Here is a 23,291-nt window from a genome sequence, read left to right on the forward strand (position 1 = left end):
ACGGAAGGAGTTCATCCATGCGACGCAAACCTATCATTCGAGCAATCGCGGCCTTTACGGCCGTGATCATGCTCTTGGTCTCGCTGCCTTTGCAGGCGCTGGCGGAGGTCATCAATACGGAGGACACAACCTCGATCCGTAACGGATTTATTCAAGCGACGGTGGACAACAAGACCGGACGCTTCAGCATTCGCACCGAAGAAGGTCAGCCGATCCGCAAAAAGGACAACGGCGTCGATACGATCTACGGCGGCGATAACCCGGAGACGTCGTTCACGACGTTCCGCATCGACGGTACGGATCTCATTTTCGGTAATCCGTACAAGCTGGCCCCGAACTGGGAGTCCAAGCTGGAAGCGCCGAAAGCCGTAACCGGAACCGACGGCACGCAAAGTCTGGTGACCGTTTGGACGATCAAAGGCATTCGTATCAGCCAGGTGATTACCTTAATTCTCAAAGACGACAAGGAACAGGGCGGCAACGTCCGCGTTCAATACGTCGTGGATAACGAATCGAGTTCCACGGTCGAGATCGGATCGCGCGTGCTGCTCGATACGTCGGTCGGCGGCAATGACGGTCCGGCGTTCCAGATCGGCCAGAACTATTCCGTTCCGCTGACGGTGGAGCGCAAACTGGTTCACGAACCGGAGACGCTCGGCTACGACAAGACGGTTGACGAGCAAGCGTATAACCTGCATAAGCTGCCGGCTTATTGGGTCATGCGCGACAAGCTTGATCCGACCAATCCGCTGGCGACCAACGTGATCGCTTACGGCTTCAACAACCTGTTCGAAGGCGGAATCAACATCGTCGACGAAATGGTGGTCGGGCACTGGGCGAATCTGGCGGGCAGCAAATGGGCTTACGAGCCGGACGAGAACCTCGACTTTACGCTGGACACCAACGATTACGGCACGGCCGATACGGCTGTCGCTTACTACTGGAACCCGGACAAAGTCGCGGCGGGCGCGCAGCACTCGTTCGAGCTGGTGTATGGCCTGGGCGAAATCATCGCGCCGGAGAAAGTGTTCGACGTGCGTTTCCTGGATCCGACGCAGAAACTGGAAACCAACGCGGACGAGAGCGGATACGTGAACGACGGCATTTTCGAAGTGAATACGGAGATCGAGAACTTGGAACTGTTCGGCTTGAGCCACAGCCAGATCGACGTGACGTTGACGCTGGAGAACGGTCTAAGCTTCGTTGACGAGAACGGGCAGACCTTAGGTTCATCCAGTCAAAAGCTGACCTTCCGCAAAAATATTTCCCCGGAAGACGCGGCAAAGGGCATCGAAAATATTCCGTACAAGCCGGGCGAGACCGTCGCGGCGAAGTGGCGGATCAAAGGTTCGGGCAAAGCTTGGCCGTCCACGCGTCAGTACATGGTAACGGTAAGCAGTCCGGAGACGGAGAAAAAGCTGGAGACCGCGATCAGCGAAAGCGAAGGCATGCCGGAAACGGAAATCCGCGCGATCTACGAATCGTCCCGCGCGAATTTCATTTTCCTGCCGCCGGTCGGCGAGCTGCGCCAGACGCTGGTATACGCCATGTCGCCGGAAGAGGCGTTCGACAAAGACGAAAAATATATCAGCCTGAACGTATCCAACATCGCGGCGTACAATGTCGGCAGCGAAGCGACCTCGACGGCCGCCAATTTCGACATGTATCTGGTCAACGCGAAAAACGGCGATCGTTACAAAGTTCCGGTGACCCGTTCCGTTACGGCGCAGGCGCTCGGCAACGGCTTCGCGGGCGACCTGAAGCTCGTATACCGCGGCGGGGAAAAGGTCGACGCCGACGGCACGACGCTGGAGACGCTGGAAGACTCGACGCTGCCGCTGGGCGAATATAAAGTTCAGCTGGACTATCGCGACAAAACGATTCCGGAAGTCTCGGAAGCGCTGAGCTTCACGACGGAGCAGACATTTGCGGTGACGCAAAACGAAGAAAACCGCGTGCGTCAAGCCGGTATCTTGGCCGTTTACAAAACAGCGCTCGATTTGAACGCGGGAGCAGGCGATAAAGATCTGTTCGCGGACGCGCTTCCGTTCGGCTACAGTAATCTGTCGGACGCGGATTTCAAAACGAAGCTCGATCAAGATCGCGCCAAGTTCACGGCGGCGAAGCAGGAGATGGTTGCGGCCTCGCGCAAGCTTGATCCGGCGTTGGATATCGCGGGCGCGCTTGATCCGTCGGCTTCGCCCGTGTATACGGTGAAGACGTTCGAGACGGAAAAACAGTTCGAGGAATTCGCGGATGAACTCGACGAAGACGCGGGGCAGGAGATCGTGCTGGAAGCCCGCGGCAAGATCGTCCAATCCGGCACGGGCTCCAATGCGCAGTATACGATCCGCGCGGATACCGAGCCGGTTATCCTCAACAAAAGCGTGGCTTACAGCGGCAAGGATTTGACGCTGTCGTTCGGTAAATTCGCTTTGGCCGAAGAGCTGAAAGCCAACACGGAAACGCCGTTCCTGCAAACGTTGTTCGTGGGCGGAGACGGTACGCTGAGCGTCGCGAACAGCGGCTTCGTGTTCCACTCCGGCGAATGGACCGTCGATTTTTACAACGGCTTCGACAAATCGCTCGGCACGGACTCGGGTCTGTCCGACGAAGAACAGGCATGGGAAGAAGGACGCAATCCGGAAGACCCGACGCTGAACGGCAGCTTGAGCTGGGCGAACGGCATGGTAGCCGATGCGCTCAATCCGTATCGCACGCTGCTCGTTTCCTACGTGTATTTCAACAAGCATACGCTGTTCTCGACGCCGACGTTCTCGGTGGCAGGCTTCGGGCTGAAGCTGAACGACTTCGTGCTGCGCGAAGACGGAGTGGCTTTTGGCGGCGCTGTGAAAATGTACATCGTCAACGGCGAAGTCAACAGCGTCATGTTCAACCAATCCGGTTTCGTGGGCATTGATTCGGCTTTGAACTTCGAACTCGGCGAAGGCATCGGCCTGATCAAGGAGTCGGACGACGGCGATCAGAAGATTGCCGGAGGCATCAATATCGTTCATTACAAAGACCCGAACAAATACGACGTGATGAACTCGTACGGCATCAACTTCGAAGGCAAGCTGGAAAATCTGTTCTCGATTAGCGCCGAGCTTGCGTTCAAACGCGTGCCGGACGGACGGATCATTCCGGACGTCATCGCGTTCGGTTCGGATCTGCCGGAACCGGGCATCATGATCAACCCGGCGATCAAAATCTCGGCATTGCGCGGCGCGATCCGCGAGCTGGCCATGACGATCGCCGGCGGTACCGAGCGCATTCCGCTGACGCTGGAAGCCGGCGTCGATATGGAACTCGGCAAAAAGCCTGCGGTATTCACCGGCGCGGTCGATCTGACGCTCAAAGCGACCGGATTCAAAATTCTCGGTACCCTGGATTACGGTTCCGGCGACGACACGCTTCCGATGCTGACCGAAGCGTTGGTGCAGACGCAGTGGGTCAGTCCGATGTTTATCCGCGCCCGAGCGCAGCTCGACGTGGGCGGTTGGGATATCATCATCGGCAGCGCCAGTCTGTTCATCGGCGAAAATCTGGAGAAGGGCCGCGTCGACTTCGAAGGCATGGTCAGCTCCAAAATCCAGATTCCCGGCTCGGTACCCGTGGTCGGCGGCATGGGCTTCGGCGTGCGCGCAGGAGCCAACAATGACCAACTCTGGGCGGGCATCTCGCTGCTGTTCCTGACGCTGGGCATCAAATATTATTGGGGCGGCGGCATCTCGTTCATGACGGACGGTTCGCATCTGGACAACGACGCGCTGATCAATCTGGCGGTCAACGATCCGGAACAAGGACCTAGACTGCTGCAAATCGGCACGGGCATCCAGACGCTCGCGACTTCGTGGGAAAATGAAGAAACAGACCGTTACGAGATCCGTTACACGTCGGTTGCGGAAGGCATCGACATGATCGAGGACAGCTCGCAGAATCTCGGCATCGGCGGTATCCGTACGTCGGAAGGCGGGAAAAAGCATATCATCCCGACTTCCGATATCACGGGCAACGCGCTGCTCGAAGTGGAATACTTCACGACGACGCGCCCTACCCTGACGCTCAAACGCGCCGACGGTTCTTCTTACGACATCGTGTTCGGCGAAGCGTCCGACAAAACCGCGACGGCGTTCGAACAGATCATCAAAGCGCCGAAAGAAGGCGATCTGAAGAGCGACGGCACCCAAGTCACGAAAAAAGAAGAACAGCAAGGCACGGACACCCGCCGCGTCTATATCGCGCTTCCGCAATCGGATGCGAACACGGGCGACTGGACCTTGACTTCGAGCCAATCGGTCAAGTCCAAGCTGATGAATATTCCGGTGCTGCCTAGCCTGTCTGCGGCAAGCCTTGCCACGGACGCGCAAGACGGCGACAAATTCACGGCGCGCTGGACGGTAGCCAATGCTTCGCCGGGCGATACGGTCGATTTGTATCTGTCCGCCGACCAATTGCAGGCGGTTCCTACCGCAGAAGAATCGATCGATCCGGGCATTATGATCGCGAAAGGCATCGAAGTATCGAGCGGCGATATCGCGGCCGACGGCAGCGCCTCGGGCGAGATGAGTTTCGACGTTAACCGTATCGATTACCTCGGCGGAGCCGATCTGCGCGGTCTGATTCAACAAGGCGACTACTATCTGCGCGCCGAGTTGAAGACCGAATCGGCCTTCGACGCGAAGTCTTCGCAAGAGGCGTACACGCTGGTCGATCCGTTGGCTCCGAACGCAGTGGATTCAGTCGACGTGACAAGCATCGGTAACGGCATGTTCGACGTCTCTTTCCCGGCTTCGGTGAAACCGACAGGAGCGGAAGACGATGAGTTCACCTATGTCTTGACGGCCATGGACGAACAGAACGTCTTGTACGATCCGTTCGGCGAAGAAGGGTACACGGAATCCGACTTGCAAGCTGCCTTGCAAGATGGTCGTTATCATGTAACCGCAGGCGGCTGGAATGAGCTGGGCACGCCGAAGTTGGGCGCGGACGGAAAAATTTTGCGCAATGCCGACGGCACGATCGTGATGGAAGAAAGCGAAGTGCGCCATTCCGGACTGGAGCCGGGCAAGACCTATCGCATGGGCGTGATGGTAGCCCGCAAGCCGGCAGCGGACGCGAATGCCAACATGCGTTTGTCTGCGGCGACTTATTCCGCTCCGAAGCTGCTTCCTGTGCCGCAAGGGCCGGAACTGACGTTGGACGGCAAAAAAGTCGTGGATAACAAATACGAAGTGATCGCAAATTCGAACGAAATCAGCGTCGGCGTAACTTCGCCGCAATCGGGCGTAATCGTGGAGGCCTCCACGGACGACGGCGTGCTGGGTACGTACGATTTGTCGAAAACGAACAAGATGGATCTCAAGTTCGAGGTAGACGGCGTCTACGCCGTTCAACTGAAATCCCGTAACAAGACCACGGGCGACACGTCCGTCACCATGCTCTACGTGACGATCGACAAGATCGCGCCGATGATCTATTTGGATGCTCCGCTGCCGGGCGCCCGCGCAGCAAACGGCGCAGCGTTATTGGAAGGCACGACGATGACCGATGCTACCGTGACGGTCACGGATGCCGATACCGATGCGGAGTTGGCACAGTTTAAGCCGGACGAGAACGGCGTATTTAAGCAGAATATCGCGCTCGGCGGGGATAAATTGAAGACTCGTCTGCGTATCAAGACGGAAGACGCGGCAGGTAACGTCAACAGTGCCGTGGTCGAAGTCTTGAACGACAACTTCAAGCTGCCGCGCAGACTGAAGCTTGAAATGCCGGAAGCCGTCGTGGCGGGCGGTCAGACTGCGGCTCTCAAAACGTATGTCGAATATACGGACGGCACCCGCGAGCTGCTGGATAACGCCGATATCGCGTACAGCGTAGTGATGGGCGAAGCCAACGCGGGCGTTGAACAAAACGGGACCGTAGCCGGCAAACGCGTCGGCGCGGCCTTGATCCAAGCCGATTACGAGTGGCAGGGCACGGAGCTGAGCGTGACCGACGTGGTGTCCGTTACTGCGCCGGAAGCGGGAAGTGCTCCGCCTGACTACATGGACACGGTAAAAGCCTCGACCGTAGGCACCGGCAAAGCAGGCGAGACCCGCGTCTCGATCAACGCTGCCGGTCACGGCGGCAACATGGTCGGAAGCGAATGGGCATACAAAGTGTTCTCGGATGCCGCGCAAGTGCTGCTGCCGACATTCGAACAGAATGTAAGCAGTTGGACCGCCCTTCCGGCCGACAAGGTCGTGAAGGCGAAGCCGGGCGAGCGGATCGTGGTCGTGAAGCGTACGACGGCTCAGCCGAAACTTGTTACGGCTTCTTCTGCGGCTGTCGCCGTGAACGAATGGGTCGCTCCGGCTTCGACGGGCGGCGGATCGAGTACGATCACGAAGCCGGCATCCAACGTGCCTAAGGGACCGTTGACCATCGGCGGTATCGCGGTCGATGCGAAGGTCGGCGGCAAGGATATCAAGATTCCGCTGCAACTCGACGGCACGCAAACGGACGGCCTGATGCTCGTTGACGTCACGCCGGGAGCAAACGGTCCGACGATCCTTGCGCATCCGGTGCGCGAAGCGCTTTTGAGCACGGTCAAGCAGGGACAACAGATTACGCTGAATGTAACGGGAGAGTTGGAGCGTCTGGGCATCGAACTGGATGCCGATCTCGTCAAACAGCTTGCCGCGAAAGGCGTAACGCTCGATTTGGAAAGCGATTGGGGAAGCTATCGTCTGGGACTCGACGCGATCAATACCGATGCGGTGGTGTCTTCGTTCCCAAGCGAAAATGCGGAAAATATCAAAATCGCACTGAACGTCGGTCAGGCCGCCGATCTGTATGTTCAACTTGCCGAGCAGTTGACTGCCGAAGGAATCACCGTGCCGCGAGGCGTTCCGGTCGCCTTCGACATGACGGCGAGCAACGGCAAACGTTCCGTATCGATCGAGCGCTTTGCCAAGATGACGGAGAAGGAACTGCGTCTTCCGGTCGGCGAAGACGATCGTACGGTATCCACCGTCGTCGTGATGGAACAAGACGGCAGTCTGCGTCATGTGCCGACCCGCTTCGAAGCGAGAGACGGTATCATGTACGCGGTCGCGAGCACGTTGACCAACAGCGTTTATCTGCCGGTCAAACACACCGCGGTCTTCCGCGATCTGGCAGGACATTGGGCAGAAGAAGCGATCAACGATTTGTCTTCGCGCCTGATCGTCAACGGCATCTCGGCGACGCGCTTTGATCCGTCGCGCAGCATGTCGCGCGCCGAACTCGCGGCGCTGATGGCACGCGCATTCGGCTTGAAGTCGGTCGCGGATTCGAACGCGTCGTTTGCCGACGTGAAATCCACGGATTGGTATAACGATGCGGTACGCACCGCGACGGAATACGGCCTGATGTCCGGCTACAGCGGCAGCCGCTTCGGTCCGAAGGACGTCATGACGCGCGAGCAGGCCATGGTCATGCTGATGCGTGCTTATGAACTAGCCGGAAAAGCAGCGCCGTCCGCAGCCGATACAGCGTCCGCGCTGAACGGCTATACGGACGCCGCAAGCCTGTCCGATTGGGCCAAGACCAGCGCCGCGCAAGCGGTGAAGCTCGGCCTGATTCAAGGCAAATCCGCAGGCAAACTGGAGCCGAAAGCTCCGGTGACGCGCGCGGAAATGACGCTGCTGGTTCGTCGATTATTGACGGAGCTGGAATTGATGTAAGAAACCACAAAGATCCCGGGTTCTCATGGAGAACCCGGGATCTTTTCTTTTTCATGTTGCTATCGACGATCAGGATATAAAAAACGTAGTTTCTGATCATTTTTTTGCCGACTGCGAACGATTATGATAAAAAAACGAGATTTGCGGATAATAAAGCCCCCAAGCGAGCCGATCAGGTAAACTAAATCCAGGAGGTGGGAGAATGATCATCGAAAATGCACGTTCGCTGGCATGGCCCGAACGGATGGCATTGGCATTGACTGATCGTCTGACTGCGGATCGGAATGTCGATCGTATCGATTACTTAAAATGCAAGCTGGCTTTAGAAGTACTGTTTATCAATATTTCTAAAATGAGCGTCGTATACGCGCTTGCTTTTGTAGTAAACGCTGCTCTTCCGACACTAATCTTCCATTTGGCCTTTTTGTCCATCCGAGTATTCGCGTATGGCGTGCATGCGAAATCAAGCTTCGTTTGCACTTTGGTCAGCACTTTATTTTTTGTCGGAATCCCTTGGATGATTAACGCTGAGGCAGTTCTTGCACCTCGTTTCGTTCTTTTATTATGGGGAATCGCGAATGTCTTGCTTTTAATGAAATATGCTCCTGCAAGCACGTTCAAAAACGCGATCGGTTCTTGGGAGAAAAAAAGAAGCCTTCGTCGCAAAGCGATAAGATCGAACATTTTCATAATCGTTTTGATCATCGCCTTGCCTTCCTTGGCGATCTCCAACCTTTTGATGGCAGGGAGTTCGATTGCGGTTCTTCTTATATTGCCATGTTCCTATCGCTTGTTTGAATCGACACCCCGAAAAGGAGGAAACGAACGATGAAAGAAAATTTGATCAAAACACTGGTGAAATTCGGAGAATTGAGTGTGGGAGCCTGCTGCTTGATGGGCGTATACGAACCTGAAGTACCTTTCGAGCTTCAAGCGAAAGCCAATGAAAATAGCGTGGAAGATATCAACAAAAAATGCTAAGATGAAATCATTACCTTTATTAAAGGGATGATTACATATGTTGGTGTTCATCGGTACGCTCCAGGTACTGCTTATGGTGGCTACTGCTCAAATTATCGTTGCGAATACATATCCGTCTTTCAAAAAAATAATAACGACTATTTTTTGGGGCATATTATGCGCCCTTTCTTTTCGTTGGCTCGGCGTATACGTATCGATTCCCATGCTGATCGGTTCGTTCTTCGTTTTGTACATACCTGAAAAAAACAACCTCAAGGCATTGGGAGGCTTGTCATACGGCACGATTTTAATTCTGCTCAGCGATCCCGTTGCGACATTAATGGAGAACGTGCTGTCCGTGTCCGCGGAGAGCCAGCTTTTTTATTGGATTTACGCGATTCTGTTGACGGCGTTTTCTTTGGCGGGCAGCTACGGAATCCGAAAATTGGTGCAGCTTTTCAGGCGCAAAGGAGAAATCGACGACAAACTGAAAAAGCTTGTCGTGTATCTGGGAGTATTGACCGTAGTCGTGTATTACCTTTGCATTTATTTGAGCGCCTACATCGGCGAAACGATCGAATTGATTCAACTCAATCTGTTCTTTTTCTTTGTTTACTTATTGATCGCTTTCCTGGCTTTCTATATCTATTCCAAGTCGCTCCGCAAAGCCTACGAGGTTAAGCAAAAAGAAGCCCAGCAAGAGGCGATGCAGCGCTATACGCAAGAGCTCGAACATCAGTATACGGAAATTCGCAAGTTCCGGCACGACCATCAGAATATTTTGTCTTCGCTGGATGCTTTTATTCAGGAAGAAGACTTTGAAGGGCTGAAAAGATACTACGGGGAAAAGCTGAAAAGGGCATCGGAACATCTGGAATCCAATGACTTCAAGCTGGAAAACCTGAGCCGGATCAAAGTCAAAGAAATCAAAAGCATTATCGCGTCCAAGCTGATCCGTGCCCAAGAATTAGGGATCGATGCGACGTTCGAGGCAAAAGAAGACATCGAGTTCGTTCCTGCCGATTCGGTGGCGATGGTACGGGCGCTCGGCATATTGCTGGACAATGCCATCGAGGAACTTCAGGAAATCAAGCAGGGCAGCATGCAGGTCGGATTTATTCGGGACCGGAATACGATTCATATCGTGATCCAAAACAGCTGCCGGCCGGACATGCCGCGTTTGCACAAGCTTAAAGAAGCCGGATTTTCCACGAAAGGCAAAAATCGAGGCTTGGGCTTGGCCAGTTTGGTGGAATTGATCGGACAACTGCCGAACGTGACTTCCGAAACTCTTATCGAACAAGGACAATTCAAACAAATTCTGGTGATCAATCCTATATAGAAGGTGATGGCGTGCTGTCCGTATTGATTTGTGAAGATGACCCGAAACAAAGCGAGCGTTTGGAAAAAATCGTGACCGATTACATCATGATGGAAGCTTTGGACATGAAATTGGTTCTTGCTGCCGACAATCCCGAACAAGTATTGAACTATTTGGACGAAAACCCGAAAACGACAGGTCTTTATTTCTTGGACGTCGACCTTCAACATGAAATGTCGGGCATCGCGCTGGCTTCCGAAATCCGGGAGCGCGACGATTCGGGCAAAATCGTATTCGTGACGACTCACGGCGAGCTTTCTTATTTGACGTTCATTTACAAAGTCGAGGCCATGGATTATATCATCAAAGACGTTCCGGAAGAAATCGGACGCAAGGTTCGGGATTGTATCGCTGTAGCGCATAAGCGTCATTTGAGCGATAACGGCGTTCAGCAGCAGAGATTCAAAGTGAAAGTCGGGGAAAAAACCCGATCTATCGATCATAAAGACATCATGTTTTTCGAATCTTCGCCCGTTCCCCATAAGATCATCCTGCATATGGAAAACAGCCAATTGGAGTTTTACGGATCGATCAAAGAATTGGAAGAAGTCGGAGATCCGTTTTATCGCTGCCATAAATCCTTCGTGGTCAATAAAGACAATATCAAAAGCGTGGACCGCTCCAAACGAGAGATTGAAATGGTCAATGAGGAGATTTGCCTTGTATCTGTTCGCGCATTGAAAGGGTTAGACTGAATAACTGCCTGAAAAGGCCGCTTTGTTTCCGGAAACGGAGGCAAAGCGGCCTTTTTTTATGGAAACCGCGAAAGGGAAACGCACAGATTTCATGCGCGATCCTTGACGATTCGGATATCGCGAACGTTTTTCTCCGCATTTCAAGACGGTTCTGAGCATAATCCGTACTTTTATGAGCAAAACCGAGCGAAAAGGTCCGTACGGCCTATACTTAAGCCACAAGGAAAACGAAGCCTGTTCAGGCAGCGTGCCATTCCCAAGTAAAGGAGCGAACGAAATGCCGATTCGGATTTACGACTACGAAGCAAGCAAAATTCCACTCATGTTGAAGTTGACCAAAGAAGTATTGGACCGGGAAGTCGGAGGTTCTTATTATCTGGACACGGATTGGCTGCACGGCCCGAGTATTTTGATCACGGGGGAAAGTTCGGAAGACGAAGTCCGGCTGCTCGATTCGCTGACCGCTTGCACGATGGATTACAAAAAGGAGCATCCGCTGCGCCTTGAGCAGATCGAGTCCGTACGGCTCAAATATTTGAAAGAACAACGTCGATTAGGCGACCTGGAACTAAGAACGGATACGGACGGCCGAATGCGCGAAGACGGCGAGATCGAGCAGGGTGAAGGCAAGACCGGGGTTTACAATTCGGACTACCATCGACAATTGTTCCACGGATTCCGCTGCCGGCTTCAAAATGCCAATAATCTTCTGTTGGCCGAGATTTCAATGATGGATGAAAAGAATCGGATTCGTATATTTACCGATATGTTTCTGCATATTGCTACCTTGTATAACGGCGATGCGGCCAGCGGATACATCTCTTATCTGTCTCACGTGCTCGGCTTCTTCTCCCGATTGAGGCTCGAAGGGCATCCCGAAAACGTGCAAGAACGCTTCGAGCGTTTGTATCTCGGCGTTTTCGCGGAAAAGCAGCAGCCGCCCGGCACTTCGCTTCAAGCTTCTTTGAATCTTTGGAAAGAGGCTTGGAACGATGTGGCCGCAGAAATGAGACAAGGTTTCGACAAAACGCGATTCAAGCAGGATGACCATCTGGAACTATACGATCAACATCGTCGATTCGAACAATACATAGCCGGGATGGACAATCCTTTCCATCGGCGCCTTCTTGATCGCGATGATCTCGAAGAACTTATGATGGCCGACGAAATGTTGGTTTACCGCAACGTGATCAACCTGTTCTATATGACGCTGCCCATGTTCGAACAAGGAATGGCGCAAAAGCATGTGTATGGATACTGCGCGATACGCTGCATCGAGTCGAGCCGCACCGGACTGCTCATGACGATATAATCCCGACGAAAAGAAAGGAGGAATCCCTATGTCGTACGTCAATCCTTTTGTACTGGTCAGAACCAATTCATTGGACAAGCAAGCGATTGAAGTTGCGGGTCGCAACGAATTGGAGAACTTTAATCGGCAAACGGTCGATCTTCGTCAACATTTTCGACAAGCCAAGGCCGAAGCGGTTGCTACTCTGGAAACGCTTATGCAAAGCGAAGGAAGTTCCCTGTTGCTCAATCTCAAAAGAGCCGTTTACAACGAACGCTTTTCGCGATTCGAGAAATTGGTTCGGGAAGCAGGGCCGGAACTTGCTCCTGCTTCGGAGACGATAGAGAAGCTTCGGAAAAGCTGGAATGCTTTAGCCGAAGCCGATCGGATCTTTACGGACGATTACGAAAGATTGTTGAACGATTCCAGGCAACGCATGCATGCGGTGGTCGGAAGCAGCGGCGAACTGCAAAACAACCTGCTGATGATTCAGCCCAACATGTATGCCAAGCTGCGAAAGTATCTGGATACGCCGTCGCGAGAGCATAAAAATTCGGAACGCAAACTGGACTACACGCTGTACAAAGTTTTGGCCAGAGCGGCTTTCAAAACCAGCCCGTTTGCCGAGATCACGCGTGTAGGACGAGCTGAGCGCGTATCGGAAGCACAAGCGGCCAAGGGACCTGGACAGCTTCATTTTCGGCGGTGGAGCAAGATCAATTATACGTTTCTTAACCGGTTGGTTTTCGAGTACCTGCTTGGCGAAGACAGCTTTTACGGGAACGTGCTCTATAAAATCCCGCCTTTATCGATCGAATATGCGCAAGGACAGGTCTCGATCAGCTTTGTGGCGACTCGGGACGACCGAAAAAGCGAGAAGATTTTCGAAACCAGCGAAATTTTGAAAAAGCTGCGCATGAACGAAGAACTGGCAGGCTTCTTCAAAGCGCACAGCGTGAACCATATGGTGAGCTTGAGCGATTTCGAGGAACTGTTCCGGGAGCGCGGCGTGACCAAGGAAGAACTTTGCCGTTTGCTTCGAGAGTACGTACAGATCGGATTACTGATTCCCGCTATCGGGTTTTCGCAGCAAACCGAAGCCGGATTCATCAAAGAAATTAACGAAGCCGGACGTTTGTACCTTTCGGCAGAGAAGTCCGGAGAACTGGAAGAAGTCTTGAATTTGCTGATTCATACGAAAAACCGGCTGGGCGAATGCGAAGACATGGAAGAACGCAGCCGCTTGTATCAGGAAGTCGGTCTTCGACTCAACGAGTATCCGGAAGCCAAACGCGTTCGCATGGATCCGAGTCGGTTGTTTTACGAAGACGGGGTGATTGCGGAACCTTTGCCGATCGCGGCGGACCGGATCGAAGAAGATCTGCCCGTTTTCGAAGCGCTGCAAAAGATCTCTTTATTGTTTGACGTGAATGTCCGGATGCAGTTGGAGCTGGGAGCACGCCTTGACCGGGAAAACATCACTGAACTGGACAGTCGTTTCTTCACTGCTTTGTTCGATGTCTCGAAGCCGATTCTCCCGTATTGGTCGGGACCCTTCTACTGTCATGCGGAGACCGAATCGAAATGGGTGAAGCAGCTCGACGAGCTCAAGCTGCAATTCATTCATGAATTGAACGTGCTTTGCGAAGGCTGCGAAGAAGTCGATATTTTGCCGCTCGTCGAACGATATGCTCGCCGCATTCCGGAACCGGTTTATGTCATGGCCGATTTGTCTTCAAGCTTTTTTATTCAAATGAACGGCCGACGCAAGATCGTGAATGCGATTTATGACGGCCAGGAAAAATACAAATCGCGGTTCATGGATTATTTCCAAGATTATTTGCGATCAAGCGAAGCTTACAAGCAGTTCGAAGAAGATTACTACTACGGGCAAGGGTATCGCGAGTACACCGAAAACTTCGGATTCAACGGAAATATCAAAGAGTCTACCTTGACTCAGTGCGTGAAGACGGTCGGAACGGGCCGCAAACGTTTCTCGAAAATCGCGGAAGACTATCTCAAAGTCGAAACGTTGACGATCGGCTGCGACCCCGTGACGAAAGCTGTACGTTTTTTCGAAAAAGATACCGGACTTCCGCTTAAAATTCTTTTCCGGGGCTCTTTGATTCCGACAGCGATGCCCGGATACATTTCGACGCTGCTGCAATTGTTCGCTTCCGGCCGCATGACGTTCAAATTTGCCGATCTGGTCCAACATTCTTCCGTACCCCGAATGTCCGCCGGACGGGTCGTAGTGTGCCGAAAAAGAACCGCTCTCGCCGCCATGGTCCCGATCCTGGGCAAGCGCGAAGAAGAAAGCCCGGCCGAACATTACAAGCGACTCAATTTGCACTATACGGAATGCAATTCGGCCAAGCGATTTTTCATCACGGCTAAAAGAGACCTTTCGGACAAAACGTTTCGCCTGATCGACTTCAAACCTTTTTATGTCGACTTGCTCGACCCGGTATCGGTAAAGGTGATGGAGAAAGAGATCATTTGCAAATATGCGGCTTCCGCTTACGAGAATCTGTATCTGGAGGAATTTCTGGGCGACGATTCCCCGCACGCGACGGAATACGATATCGAATTTTATAAAAAGGAGGGACAGTCGTGAATGCGAAGCTGAATTTGTTGAACCGGGAGAACGTCATGATTTATCGGAAAGACGAAACGACGCTGCTCAAAACCAGTTACAAAACGCTGAAATTCCGACTGGGCATCGACGAACACGAACGGCTGCTCGAACTGCTGCGGCAGACTCGGGGAGGCGCCGCTTTGGAAGAGCTGCTTCGAGGGCAAGAAGACCGGCAAACGCTCAAGCTGGTCAAAATGTTGATGGAAAGCGGCGTTCTATTCGGTTTTCGACCCGGTGACGCCATTGAACGATACACCGAAGCCGCCTGGTTTCCGATCGTGGCCCAGTATTGGCCGCATTCGCACGCTCCGGCCGCCGAAATCGAACATGTTGCTCAAACACCGATCGCGATATCTGCCGAATTGGAACGGCTGCTGCCCGATCTGGTCGGCACTTTTGAAGAGTACGGCAAAAAAGTCCGGGTCTACGAACGGGTAGAAGACGTTGCGGACGGCGCCTTTTTGATCACGGCAGAACGCGAAGATTTGGAAAACCGATCGCATCATCTTTTTTTGCAAACGTACAATTCCGGCTGGTGCGGCACATCCGCCGCAGATCCGGAGTACGAACGCTTGAACGAAGACATCCATCCGCTTTTGCGCAAGTTCGGTCCTTTTTATCTGCTGATCTTCACGATCAAGCGGTTGTCGGGCTTCGGCCGCGATACGTTTTATATCAATGAAAACGTGAAGTTCATCGAAACGGATTCGGCTCCCGGAGAAGTCGAGGTGGTAAGCACGTCTCAGGCTCCCCTTCGAGTAGGCGACCGTCTTCCGATCGAGCGCATCGACCGGTTCGAACGTTATTTGGAAGGCGGCCGTCTCGGATTGAAGATCGCCAATCAATCCGCCGAATACGGACGCTTGAAACAGATCGGCTTTTCCGCTTACGGGATTAAAGATGCCGCCGACCAGACGGAGTATGCGGCTGTAGGGCTTCATTTTGAAGAAAACGGAGTCGAAGCTATCGCTTTTGCGCTCAGACATTATTTCCAGAAGCATACTGGCGGGGAATGGCTTGTTGCGCGAACGGAAGATTACTACTATCGCAAAACTCAACTGCTGCTTGCGCATTTGGACGAGCCAAGGCAAGCGTTTCGCTTATCGACGTCCGCGAAAGAAGGGATCAAAGCTTTTCGGGCTTACCGCAATTTTTTGGAAAACACCGAAATTTGTTTGGAACGGCATTCCGATTCCGGGTCTTATAAAATCTCGATCGTAGGACCGGAAGGCCGACCATTCGGCAGCGGCCGCAAAACGATCCGCTTGCAAGAAGAGCTGGAGCAGGCTATCGTGCACTACATTTGTCGGCTGTTGAATCCGGACGTTCGAATTCGACTTCCGTTCGATGCATACGAGAAGAAGATCGATATCCGCAGCCTGCCCGAAACCGAACTTCCGGAAGAAGGACAAGAGCCGGCCTTTATCGAAAATGCGCTCAGCCTTTTCCAAGAACGAAATATTCGGTACGAAGAACTGGTTTGGAGCCGCGAGTACGAGCTGCTGGAATCGGGACTCTGCGTGCGCCGGATCGATGTAGGTGAGTACAGTGCTTAAAAGCCCGATATTCAAACAAATCCGCGAGTTGGTGATTGCCGCGGATCAACAGAGCTGGGAGCAAAACATTTTGCCGAGACTGTCGGATAATACGGAGCTGCCTATCGAAGAATTCGAAGAACAAAACTTGAGCCGACTCGATCTCGATCTATTGAACCGATTCACCCGATCGGCGCCGGAAGACACTTACGTGGTGTATGACCGCATTCGGAAATCCGGAGAAATCAGAAACCTGCTTGATCATTCTCCGGCGGATAGTCGGCAGCTCCGTATCGTCGGAGAAGAAAATGCCCGGCTTACGTTCCGTCAATTCCGTACGCGGGATTTCGGCGCTGTCGTAGAGGCTTTGGAACCTTACCATGCCGACTTGATTCACCCGTTGTTCGGATTGTTCAAAGGACACTATCGCGGAATCGCCGACTCGATGCCTCTGATCGCATTCGACGCCCGGCTCGGCACCCGAAGTTACGATGCTTACGGTCGATCTTCGACGTACACGGAATCTTATTACACCGGGCTTTTGGAGGCGCTGGAACGTTTTCATGGGGCGGCTGCGCCGAACACGCGATACGTTAGGGCAAGCGAAAAGGAACTGGAAGAGGCGGATCGGGAGTACGTGTCGATGTATCGCTTCAGACGGTATACCGAATCGCAAACGCAGATGGAAACTTTCGCGTTTGACGCCTATTCGACCGACAAGTCTCTCAAGTGGAGACAGGCTTACGATTACGGAAACCGCCGCAATACACTCGTTCCCGAACAAGTGGCGTATTTTTCCGGCGAACATCTCGAACGCTTCGATCCGGAACCGCGTTATCTTGCGGAAACTTCGAACGGAACCGCGATCGGCAGCAGCTGGGAAGAGGCGGTCGCCGCGTCGCTGCTGGAAGTCGTCGAACGTGATTCCTTCCTTGTTCATTGGTATACCCGATCGCAGCCGCTCAGGATCGAGGGTACGGACCGATTGGCCGACGAAGACATCCGATTGATGTTGGCTTATCTGGAAATGCTGGATTACCAAACGAACATTTTCGATATCACGTTGGAATCCGGCATTCCCGCTTATTGGGTGCTGCTGGAATATGTCGGAGAAGATCCCGATAGCTTGGCTTTCTATACGGCGGCGGGAGCCAACCCCAATCCGATTTCCGCGATTCGCTCGGCGCTCGTGGAAGCTTCGACTTCGATCAAAGTGTTCAAATCTTACATGTACGACAAATATACGCCTTTTGAACTTGAGGAATTGAAGAGTGATTACTCGAAAGTAAGCCGCTTGGAAGATCATTTGTACCTGTATTCATCCGTAAGCATGAAGCCTCACCTGGAATTTGCGCTTCAAACCGACAGGGTCGAACCGATCGAAAAGAACATTGCCAGACGAAGCATGCCGGCCGATCCTATGGCTCGCGAAGAATTGCTGGATCGTCTGCTGAAGCCTTTGCTTCAATATCACCCGGACATTTACATTTCCGATCTCAGTCATTCTTTTTTAACGGACATGGGGTTGAGCTGCACCAAAATTCATGTCCCTTCGCTGCAAAACATAGGCTTCGGGATGCAGTATCAAAACATTAACAGGGAGCGGCTGGAACAGGCGATCAGGCTCAACGGTCTGGACGGCAGTTCGGCGGCGTCTCAAGAAGTTCCGCATCCGTTTCCGTGAAAGGAGGTCATATCGTGCCGCATCTGGAGTTCGAATACTATAAATGCTATTCGCGGGGTCGTTACGGCTTGACGCATCTGACGCATCTGACCCCTTTCGTGAAACGTCCTTATTTTTCGGGGGGAACGGTAGCCTGCCCGGCGTCGGGAACGGAATTGGAGAGTCTGCTGGATCGGTTGACGGCGGCCACGCTCCGAATCAACCGCTTCGATATCCTGAGTCGGTATCAGGATCACAATTCTTCCCCGTCCACGCGCAATATGCATTCCTGCCAGCTGCTGTTCGTGATCGACGGCAGCGTTCACTTTTACGACTTGTACGAAGACCGTTTTTATCTGACCGATTCGGAAAAATTGGGTCGGGAATGGGATCGGGACGCCGTCTACGTCATCGGGTTATCCGATCTGCTGAATATCTCCAGATACTATGGCGAATTTTCGCTTTATCTGAGCCTGCTGGATGCAGGTCACGTATTGGGGAATGCGAAAAACGCGTTGACTGCGGCGGACATTCCGTACGTAACCTACGAGTCGCCGGGGGCGAAAGACGTGCTGGATCGATTGGGAACGCCGACGGATTCGCTCTATGCTTCGTTCATGCTTGAACTGGAACGGCCGGCCGGCGAGATGGAACTGCGAGGTACGCCGCGTACCGGTCGGATTCCGACCCTCAAACGCTTCGATGAACTTAAGCCGACGACTTTTGTGAGTCCTTTGCTCCGAAAGTTTCGTTTCGCCTCCGCGAAAGGGAGAAAACAGGCGGAGCATCGCCCGTCTCGCGAGGCTTTGCCGATCGAGCGATTGAGAAGCTCGGCGCACACCATGATCGGAAACTTTAACCTTTCGGAAAGCTTCGAACGCTTCAAGGCGGAGGAAGCGAGACGGGTATTGCTGGACGCGGTTCGGCAATCCTCCAATCCGGCTCTTCGCTTTTGCATCGCGGAAAGGCATCGGCTGCTGATGGATGACGGAAGCATCAAAAACGGTCCGATCGATTTTGGACGGATTTTGCATAACGATCATGAATTTTTCGATCTGAGCACGTATTCGTATGTCGTCGTTTGTTTTTCCGAGGATCGTCGGATCGAAGATTGCGGATTGTTGCCCGTGTTGTTAGCGGCGGGAGAACTTATGCAAGCCGCTTGCTTATACAGCGCCGGACAAGGGTATGCGTTTCGTCCGATGAAGAACCATAACGACGAATACTTGAAAGAGGTATTGGAGTTGAACGATGGATGGGAAATTAATTACATAGGCGTGTTATGCGGAAGCGAAGTAACCCCGCTGCGATGCGTACTGTGAAGGAGGTGAGCGAATGTGGCATGCCTATCATGCGTATATTCATGATTACTCTGCGTTGGATCGGTATTTGAGACAGGCCTTTCCCGCTTTCGTTCAGGAACGCATTTCTGCGGATACCGATTGGTTTTTTATCCGCTATTGGTTGGGAGGCCCTCATATTCGGCTCAGGCTCAAAACGGATCTCAGGTTCGACGCCGAAACGTTCCGTGCGGCATTCTCGGATTCGATCCGCGGCTTTCTTGAAACGGAAACGGTTCGGCTGATCGATTATGAGCGGTTTTATACGCCGGAGATGCTGAAAGGCGAAGGGATCCGGCAAACCTACTGGAAGCGGCACGGCAGCGTCGAACATGTCCCTTACGAACCGGAAATCGAACGTTACGGCGGCGAAGGCCGCATGGAGCGTTCCGAAGAAGTCTTCTGTATAAGCAGTCAAATGGCGACGAAGCTCAATACGATGGCTTTTCCTTACCGGATTTTAGCTGCTGCCGAACTTCTGTATTGGACGGTTCGGTTGTTGAAACAAAAGGGCGAAGCCGCCGAGGATGATCATGCTCGATACGCGTGGTTATGGTCGGGTTACCGTCGGCAAGAGTCTTCGGCGATCGACGAAAGGCTTTGGCGCCATATCGAAAGCCGAACGGCTCAGGCGGCCGCTTCGGCAACGGCGCCGCAATTGTATCGCGAGTATTTGGATCATGTCGTTCAATTGGCTGATTTGCCTCAAGGCGTAATCTTTTCGCATATGCATATGACGAATAATCGAATCGGCGTTCATCCTGAACTCGAACATGAGCTGGCAGCGTTTTTGTCGAACTCGAAGGAGGTCTTGCATGGAGAAGGATGACCGCCTTGCAAGATATGAAGAGTCCTGGTGGCAGCCCGAGCCGGATCGATCAGAGCTGCGCAAAAAATTTCACCGGGTCAGCGTTTCCAGAAAGGATCGGACATCGGTTCAAATCAAAAAAGTGCGTTCGATCAAAAAATGGGAGCTGTTGGAGGGGATCGTTCTTCCCCGCGTCGAAGCGGACGGACAGACGGAGCGTCTTTTAGTAAGCCGCAGGACGCGCCGAATACGTTCCGAAGCGAAATTGGATCTGGATTTGTTGGCCAGGCTGCTGCAATTTTCCGTCGGCGTCACGGATGAAAACAACGGGTACTTCGCTTATCCTTCTCCCGGCGCCCTGTATCCTTGCACGTTGTTCGTAGCCGCCGATCTTCCGGGACTCGAAGGCGATGTGTATCGCTACAATCCGTATCGACATATGCTGGAGCGATATTCGAAAGACCCGAGCAAGCATTTGGATGCCGCGGTGATCGACCCCGGATTGGCCGAATTTCCGATCAAATTGTTTTTCGCCAGCGACTACCAATTGTTGGAAGAAAAATACGGAGAATTATCCTATCGGCTGCTCAATCAGGAAATCGGACATATGGCTCAAAACTTGTCGCTATGCGCCGAACTCATGGGTTTGAACTCGGTATGCATCGGAGGATTCTATGAAGAAGAATTCCAACGGGCGGTAAGCGATTACGACTTACTTTACGTGATGGTGGTGGGATAAATGATCTGTGCTTTGCGGGCCGAAAATCGGCTGGTGCGCGACAGGCAAGAACTTTACATGGAGCACATTTTCGACAAAAGCATCATTCAAGTAAGACTTGGAGATCAAGTGGATTACAATCGGCTGCAAAATATGCTCTATGAAGGGATCGATCTTGATCGGGCAAAGCCGGGCAGATCGGAAGAAACGAAGCTGCTGCTCGGCCTGCTCAAGTCGGCGCCGGAAAAGTTTCTGTTGTCGAAAAACAGGGAATCGCTGAACAAGGAATTGAATGTACGAAACGTGTTTCATTTATGCGAACGTACCGGAACCCCGAACGAAGAATTGGCACGATATCGGCAGGCGCTGGATCAAACGAATATTCGCGTATTGGGAGACGTGAACGGCGTCTTGACCGCACTGCTGATCAACAACGGGTTTCAGGTAAACGGCATGGAAGATGCGGCAGCCGTCGATCCTGCGCGCCGAACCATCGTTGTAGCGGAAAGGCTGTATCTGAATCGTGAGGATTCGATCCCCGATTGCAGCTGCATCCTCCCTTATTCGGTAGACGAAATGACGCTCGGCCCCTGCGCCTTTTCGAAGCAAGAGCAAATCGACCTAACCGGGTATTCGGCAGTTGTCCATTCCGGTTCGGATACGCCGACGCGGCCGTCTTATGCCAATCTGCTCACGGTTTACTCTTTGTTAGTCAATAATCTGTTGTTTTTGATCAACGATACCCATCGCAAATTATACGTAGACGCAGCCTTATCGATCAACCGCATATTCCGCTTTACTTTGCCGGAGATGAAAATGACGGCCAGCCAAGCTTTTTGAATGAAAAGGAGGGATTCGCATGAGCATGATTAAATTGGATCGGTTAACGAAAACGTACGGCAGCAAAAAGGCACTCCGGAATGTAAGTTTCAATGTTGAACGCGGAAGCATAGTGGCCGTATTGGGCCATAACGGTGCCGGAAAAACAACGTTGATTAATTCGATCATGAATATCGTGAAGTACGAAGGTCATATCGAATACGGATTCGATCGCAAGCTGCTGTACCGCAAAGTCGGATATCAGATGCAATCTTCGTCTTACGAGAGCGAGGCCAAAGTATACGAAGTATGCAAACTGTACCGTAAAATCTTGAAAAGTTCGGCCGATCTCGATCAACTGCTGCAAGACTTCGGCTTGGCTGAATTCAAAGGAGCTTATGTCAAAAGCCTATCGGGAGGACAACGCCAAAAATTATCGATTCTGCTGACGTTGATCGGAGAACCCGAACTGATCATTTTCGACGAATTGTCTACGGGATTGGATTCGATGGCGCGTCGGCAAATCTGGGATTACGTGAAGCGATTGAACGAGGAAAAAGGAGTCACCATTATTTTGACCAGCCATTTCCTTGACGAAGTCGAGTACCTGGCCGACGAGGTCGTCATTTTGGACAAAGGAGAAATCAGCCGAATCGGCAAAGTGTCCGCAATCATTCGCGAAGAATTCGAAAGCACGAAGAAAATCGAATTCCGAACGGATGACAAAGAAGCGTTCGGCAGCTGTTTCGGCAGCAAGCTCTCGAATCACGGAGGCGTGCTGTGCGTCAGTTACCAAGAAGACTCGGAAGAAGAAATCTATCGCAAAGTCAAAGGATTGGGCGGTTACGATATCGCCATTAAAAACTATACGTTCGAGGACGCTTTCCTGAAAATGCTTGGTTATACCTTAGTGAAGAATGGAGAGATCTCACATGGATAATTTAATCGCCCTGTCGGGCTACCAGATCAAATTGCTGATGCGCAATGCCAAAAGCTTGATTCTTGGCTTCTCGCTGCCGATCGCCATGTTCTTCATTTTCAGCAATCTGCTTGCAGGTTACAAGGTAGACGGAAACATTCCGCTTACCGATCTGCTCGTGCCGGCGTATATCCCGATCATTATCGTCAACGGCGTATTGGTGATCTACGGTCAGACCTTCATGCTGTACAAAGAACAAGGCAATTTGTTGAAATTCAAGCTGCTGGGCATTTCCGGATTAACCGTATCGTCCGGATTATATATCGCGACTTTCCTGTTCCAAATCGCAGCCTCCATGCTGCTGATGGCTTTTGCCGCAGTCGCGAAAGGCGTGGTCATCCCGTACGAAAGCCTGCCGAACATCGCTGCCGCTTTCTTGCTGATCAACGTGTACCAATTTGCGCTCACCTACTTCCTGACCTCGCTCATCAACAAAAGCGTCACGTATCAAGGCGTCTCCCAGCTCGTGTTTTATTACCAGATTTTCCTGGGCGGCCTCACGTTTCCGCCGGAAATGTTCCCGAGTTTTCTGCGCGAATTCGTGTACATCTTCAATCCGATCGTGTATGGGCTTGAGATGATGCGCGGACTGTGGTCGGGCACGGGGAATCTGCTCGATTACGGAAAAGAAGCCGCTATCCTGATCGTCGTTTCGGCAGTATTTGTCGGAGCCGGCATCATGGTCCAGAAGAAGTTCGGGAAAATCGCCTAGTAGCTTGTCTGAAATAGCTGCCGGTTCTTTTAAATTCGATAAT

The 23,291-nt window shown here is 52.4% G+C and carries 15 protein-coding genes; all 15 read left to right on the forward strand.

Annotated elements, in window-relative coordinates; translation table 11 throughout:
- Positions 1-17: 17 nt before the first annotated feature.
- The 15 genes from HRQ63_RS22430 (at position 18) to HRQ63_RS22500 (ending at position 23,248) form a co-directional block, all read left to right on the forward strand.
- Positions 18-7,709, forward strand: coding sequence for an S-layer homology domain-containing protein (locus tag HRQ63_RS22430; protein WP_172247389.1), 7,692 nt, complete (start codon positions 18-20; stop codon positions 7,707-7,709).
- 202 nt (positions 7,710-7,911) lie between these two features.
- Entirely contained in the window at positions 7,912-8,541 is a 630-nt protein-coding gene (locus HRQ63_RS22435; protein WP_172247390.1) for an accessory gene regulator B family protein, read from the forward strand.
- Positions 8,538-8,690, forward strand: coding sequence for a cyclic lactone autoinducer peptide (locus HRQ63_RS22440; protein WP_172247391.1), 153 nt, complete (start codon positions 8,538-8,540; stop codon positions 8,688-8,690). Before HRQ63_RS22435 ends, HRQ63_RS22440 begins: the two co-directional genes overlap by 4 nt.
- 37 nt (positions 8,691-8,727) lie before the next feature.
- Positions 8,728-10,011 carry a sensor histidine kinase gene (locus HRQ63_RS22445; protein ID WP_172247392.1) on the forward strand — a complete coding sequence of 428 codons (1,284 nt, stop codon included), beginning with the start codon at positions 8,728-8,730 and terminating at the stop codon, positions 10,009-10,011.
- 11 nt (positions 10,012-10,022) lie between these two features.
- Positions 10,023-10,745: a LytR/AlgR family response regulator transcription factor gene (locus tag HRQ63_RS22450; protein ID WP_172247393.1), complete on the forward strand. Its 723-nt coding sequence runs from the start codon at positions 10,023-10,025 to the stop codon at positions 10,743-10,745.
- A gap of 277 nt (positions 10,746-11,022) precedes the next feature.
- Complete coding sequence (locus tag HRQ63_RS22455; RefSeq protein ID WP_172247394.1) at positions 11,023-12,057, forward strand: hypothetical protein; 1,035 nt, start codon at positions 11,023-11,025, stop codon at positions 12,055-12,057.
- Positions 12,058-12,085: 28 nt separating this feature from the next.
- Entirely contained in the window at positions 12,086-14,653 is a 2,568-nt protein-coding gene (locus HRQ63_RS22460) for a BAR domain-containing protein (protein ID WP_172247395.1), read from the forward strand.
- Positions 14,650-16,230 (forward strand): hypothetical protein, encoded by a 1,581-nt coding sequence (locus tag HRQ63_RS22465; protein WP_172247396.1) that lies wholly within the window; start codon positions 14,650-14,652, stop codon positions 16,228-16,230. Before HRQ63_RS22460 ends, HRQ63_RS22465 begins: the two co-directional genes overlap by 4 nt.
- Complete coding sequence (locus tag HRQ63_RS22470) at positions 16,214-17,893, forward strand: YcaO-like family protein (protein WP_172247397.1); 1,680 nt, start codon at positions 16,214-16,216, stop codon at positions 17,891-17,893. Before HRQ63_RS22465 ends, HRQ63_RS22470 begins: the two co-directional genes overlap by 17 nt.
- 14 nt (positions 17,894-17,907) lie before the next feature.
- The gene (locus HRQ63_RS22475; RefSeq protein WP_172247398.1) at positions 17,908-19,194 is read left to right on the forward strand and encodes a hypothetical protein; all 1,287 of its coding nucleotides are present in this window, start codon (positions 17,908-17,910) and stop codon (positions 19,192-19,194) included.
- Positions 19,195-19,207: 13 nt separating this feature from the next.
- Positions 19,208-20,041 (forward strand): lantibiotic dehydratase C-terminal domain-containing protein, encoded by an 834-nt coding sequence (locus HRQ63_RS22480; protein ID WP_172247399.1) that lies wholly within the window; start codon positions 19,208-19,210, stop codon positions 20,039-20,041.
- A complete protein-coding gene (locus HRQ63_RS22485; protein ID WP_172247400.1) occupies positions 20,028-20,759 on the forward strand; it encodes a SagB family peptide dehydrogenase in 732 nt (243 codons plus the stop codon). Before HRQ63_RS22480 ends, HRQ63_RS22485 begins: the two co-directional genes overlap by 14 nt.
- Positions 20,760-21,578 (forward strand): hypothetical protein, encoded by an 819-nt coding sequence (locus tag HRQ63_RS22490; RefSeq protein ID WP_172247401.1) that lies wholly within the window; start codon positions 20,760-20,762, stop codon positions 21,576-21,578.
- A gap of 19 nt (positions 21,579-21,597) precedes the next feature.
- Positions 21,598-22,497 (forward strand): ABC transporter ATP-binding protein, encoded by a 900-nt coding sequence (locus HRQ63_RS22495; protein WP_172247402.1) that lies wholly within the window; start codon positions 21,598-21,600, stop codon positions 22,495-22,497.
- Positions 22,490-23,248, forward strand: coding sequence for an ABC transporter permease (locus tag HRQ63_RS22500; RefSeq protein WP_172247403.1), 759 nt, complete (start codon positions 22,490-22,492; stop codon positions 23,246-23,248). Before HRQ63_RS22495 ends, HRQ63_RS22500 begins: the two co-directional genes overlap by 8 nt.
- Positions 23,249-23,291: the final 43 nt, after the last annotated feature.

Origin of the sequence: Saccharibacillus endophyticus, from assembly GCF_013185185.1 — a bacterium.
GTDB lineage: Bacteria > Bacillota > Bacilli > Paenibacillales > Paenibacillaceae > Saccharibacillus > Saccharibacillus endophyticus.

Bases quoted from the DNA above. Each gene is read 5' to 3' on its own strand.
- HRQ63_RS22430 (WP_172247389.1), top strand. From the start codon at position 18: ATGCGACGCAAACCTATCATTCGAGCAATCGCGGCCTTTACGGCCGTG.
- HRQ63_RS22435 (WP_172247390.1), top strand. From the start codon at position 7,912: ATGATCATCGAAAATGCACGTTCGCTGGCATGGCCCGAACGGATGGCA.
- HRQ63_RS22440 (WP_172247391.1), top strand. From the start codon at position 8,538: ATGAAAGAAAATTTGATCAAAACACTGGTGAAATTCGGAGAATTGAGT.
- HRQ63_RS22445 (WP_172247392.1), top strand. From the start codon at position 8,728: ATGTTGGTGTTCATCGGTACGCTCCAGGTACTGCTTATGGTGGCTACT.
- HRQ63_RS22455 (WP_172247394.1), top strand. From the start codon at position 11,023: ATGCCGATTCGGATTTACGACTACGAAGCAAGCAAAATTCCACTCATG.
- HRQ63_RS22460 (WP_172247395.1), top strand. From the start codon at position 12,086: ATGTCGTACGTCAATCCTTTTGTACTGGTCAGAACCAATTCATTGGAC.
- HRQ63_RS22480 (WP_172247399.1), top strand. From the start codon at position 19,208: ATGTGGCATGCCTATCATGCGTATATTCATGATTACTCTGCGTTGGAT.
- HRQ63_RS22485 (WP_172247400.1), top strand. From the start codon at position 20,028: ATGGAGAAGGATGACCGCCTTGCAAGATATGAAGAGTCCTGGTGGCAG.
- HRQ63_RS22490 (WP_172247401.1), top strand. From the start codon at position 20,760: ATGATCTGTGCTTTGCGGGCCGAAAATCGGCTGGTGCGCGACAGGCAA.
- HRQ63_RS22495 (WP_172247402.1), top strand. From the start codon at position 21,598: ATGAGCATGATTAAATTGGATCGGTTAACGAAAACGTACGGCAGCAAA.
- HRQ63_RS22500 (WP_172247403.1), top strand. From the start codon at position 22,490: ATGGATAATTTAATCGCCCTGTCGGGCTACCAGATCAAATTGCTGATG.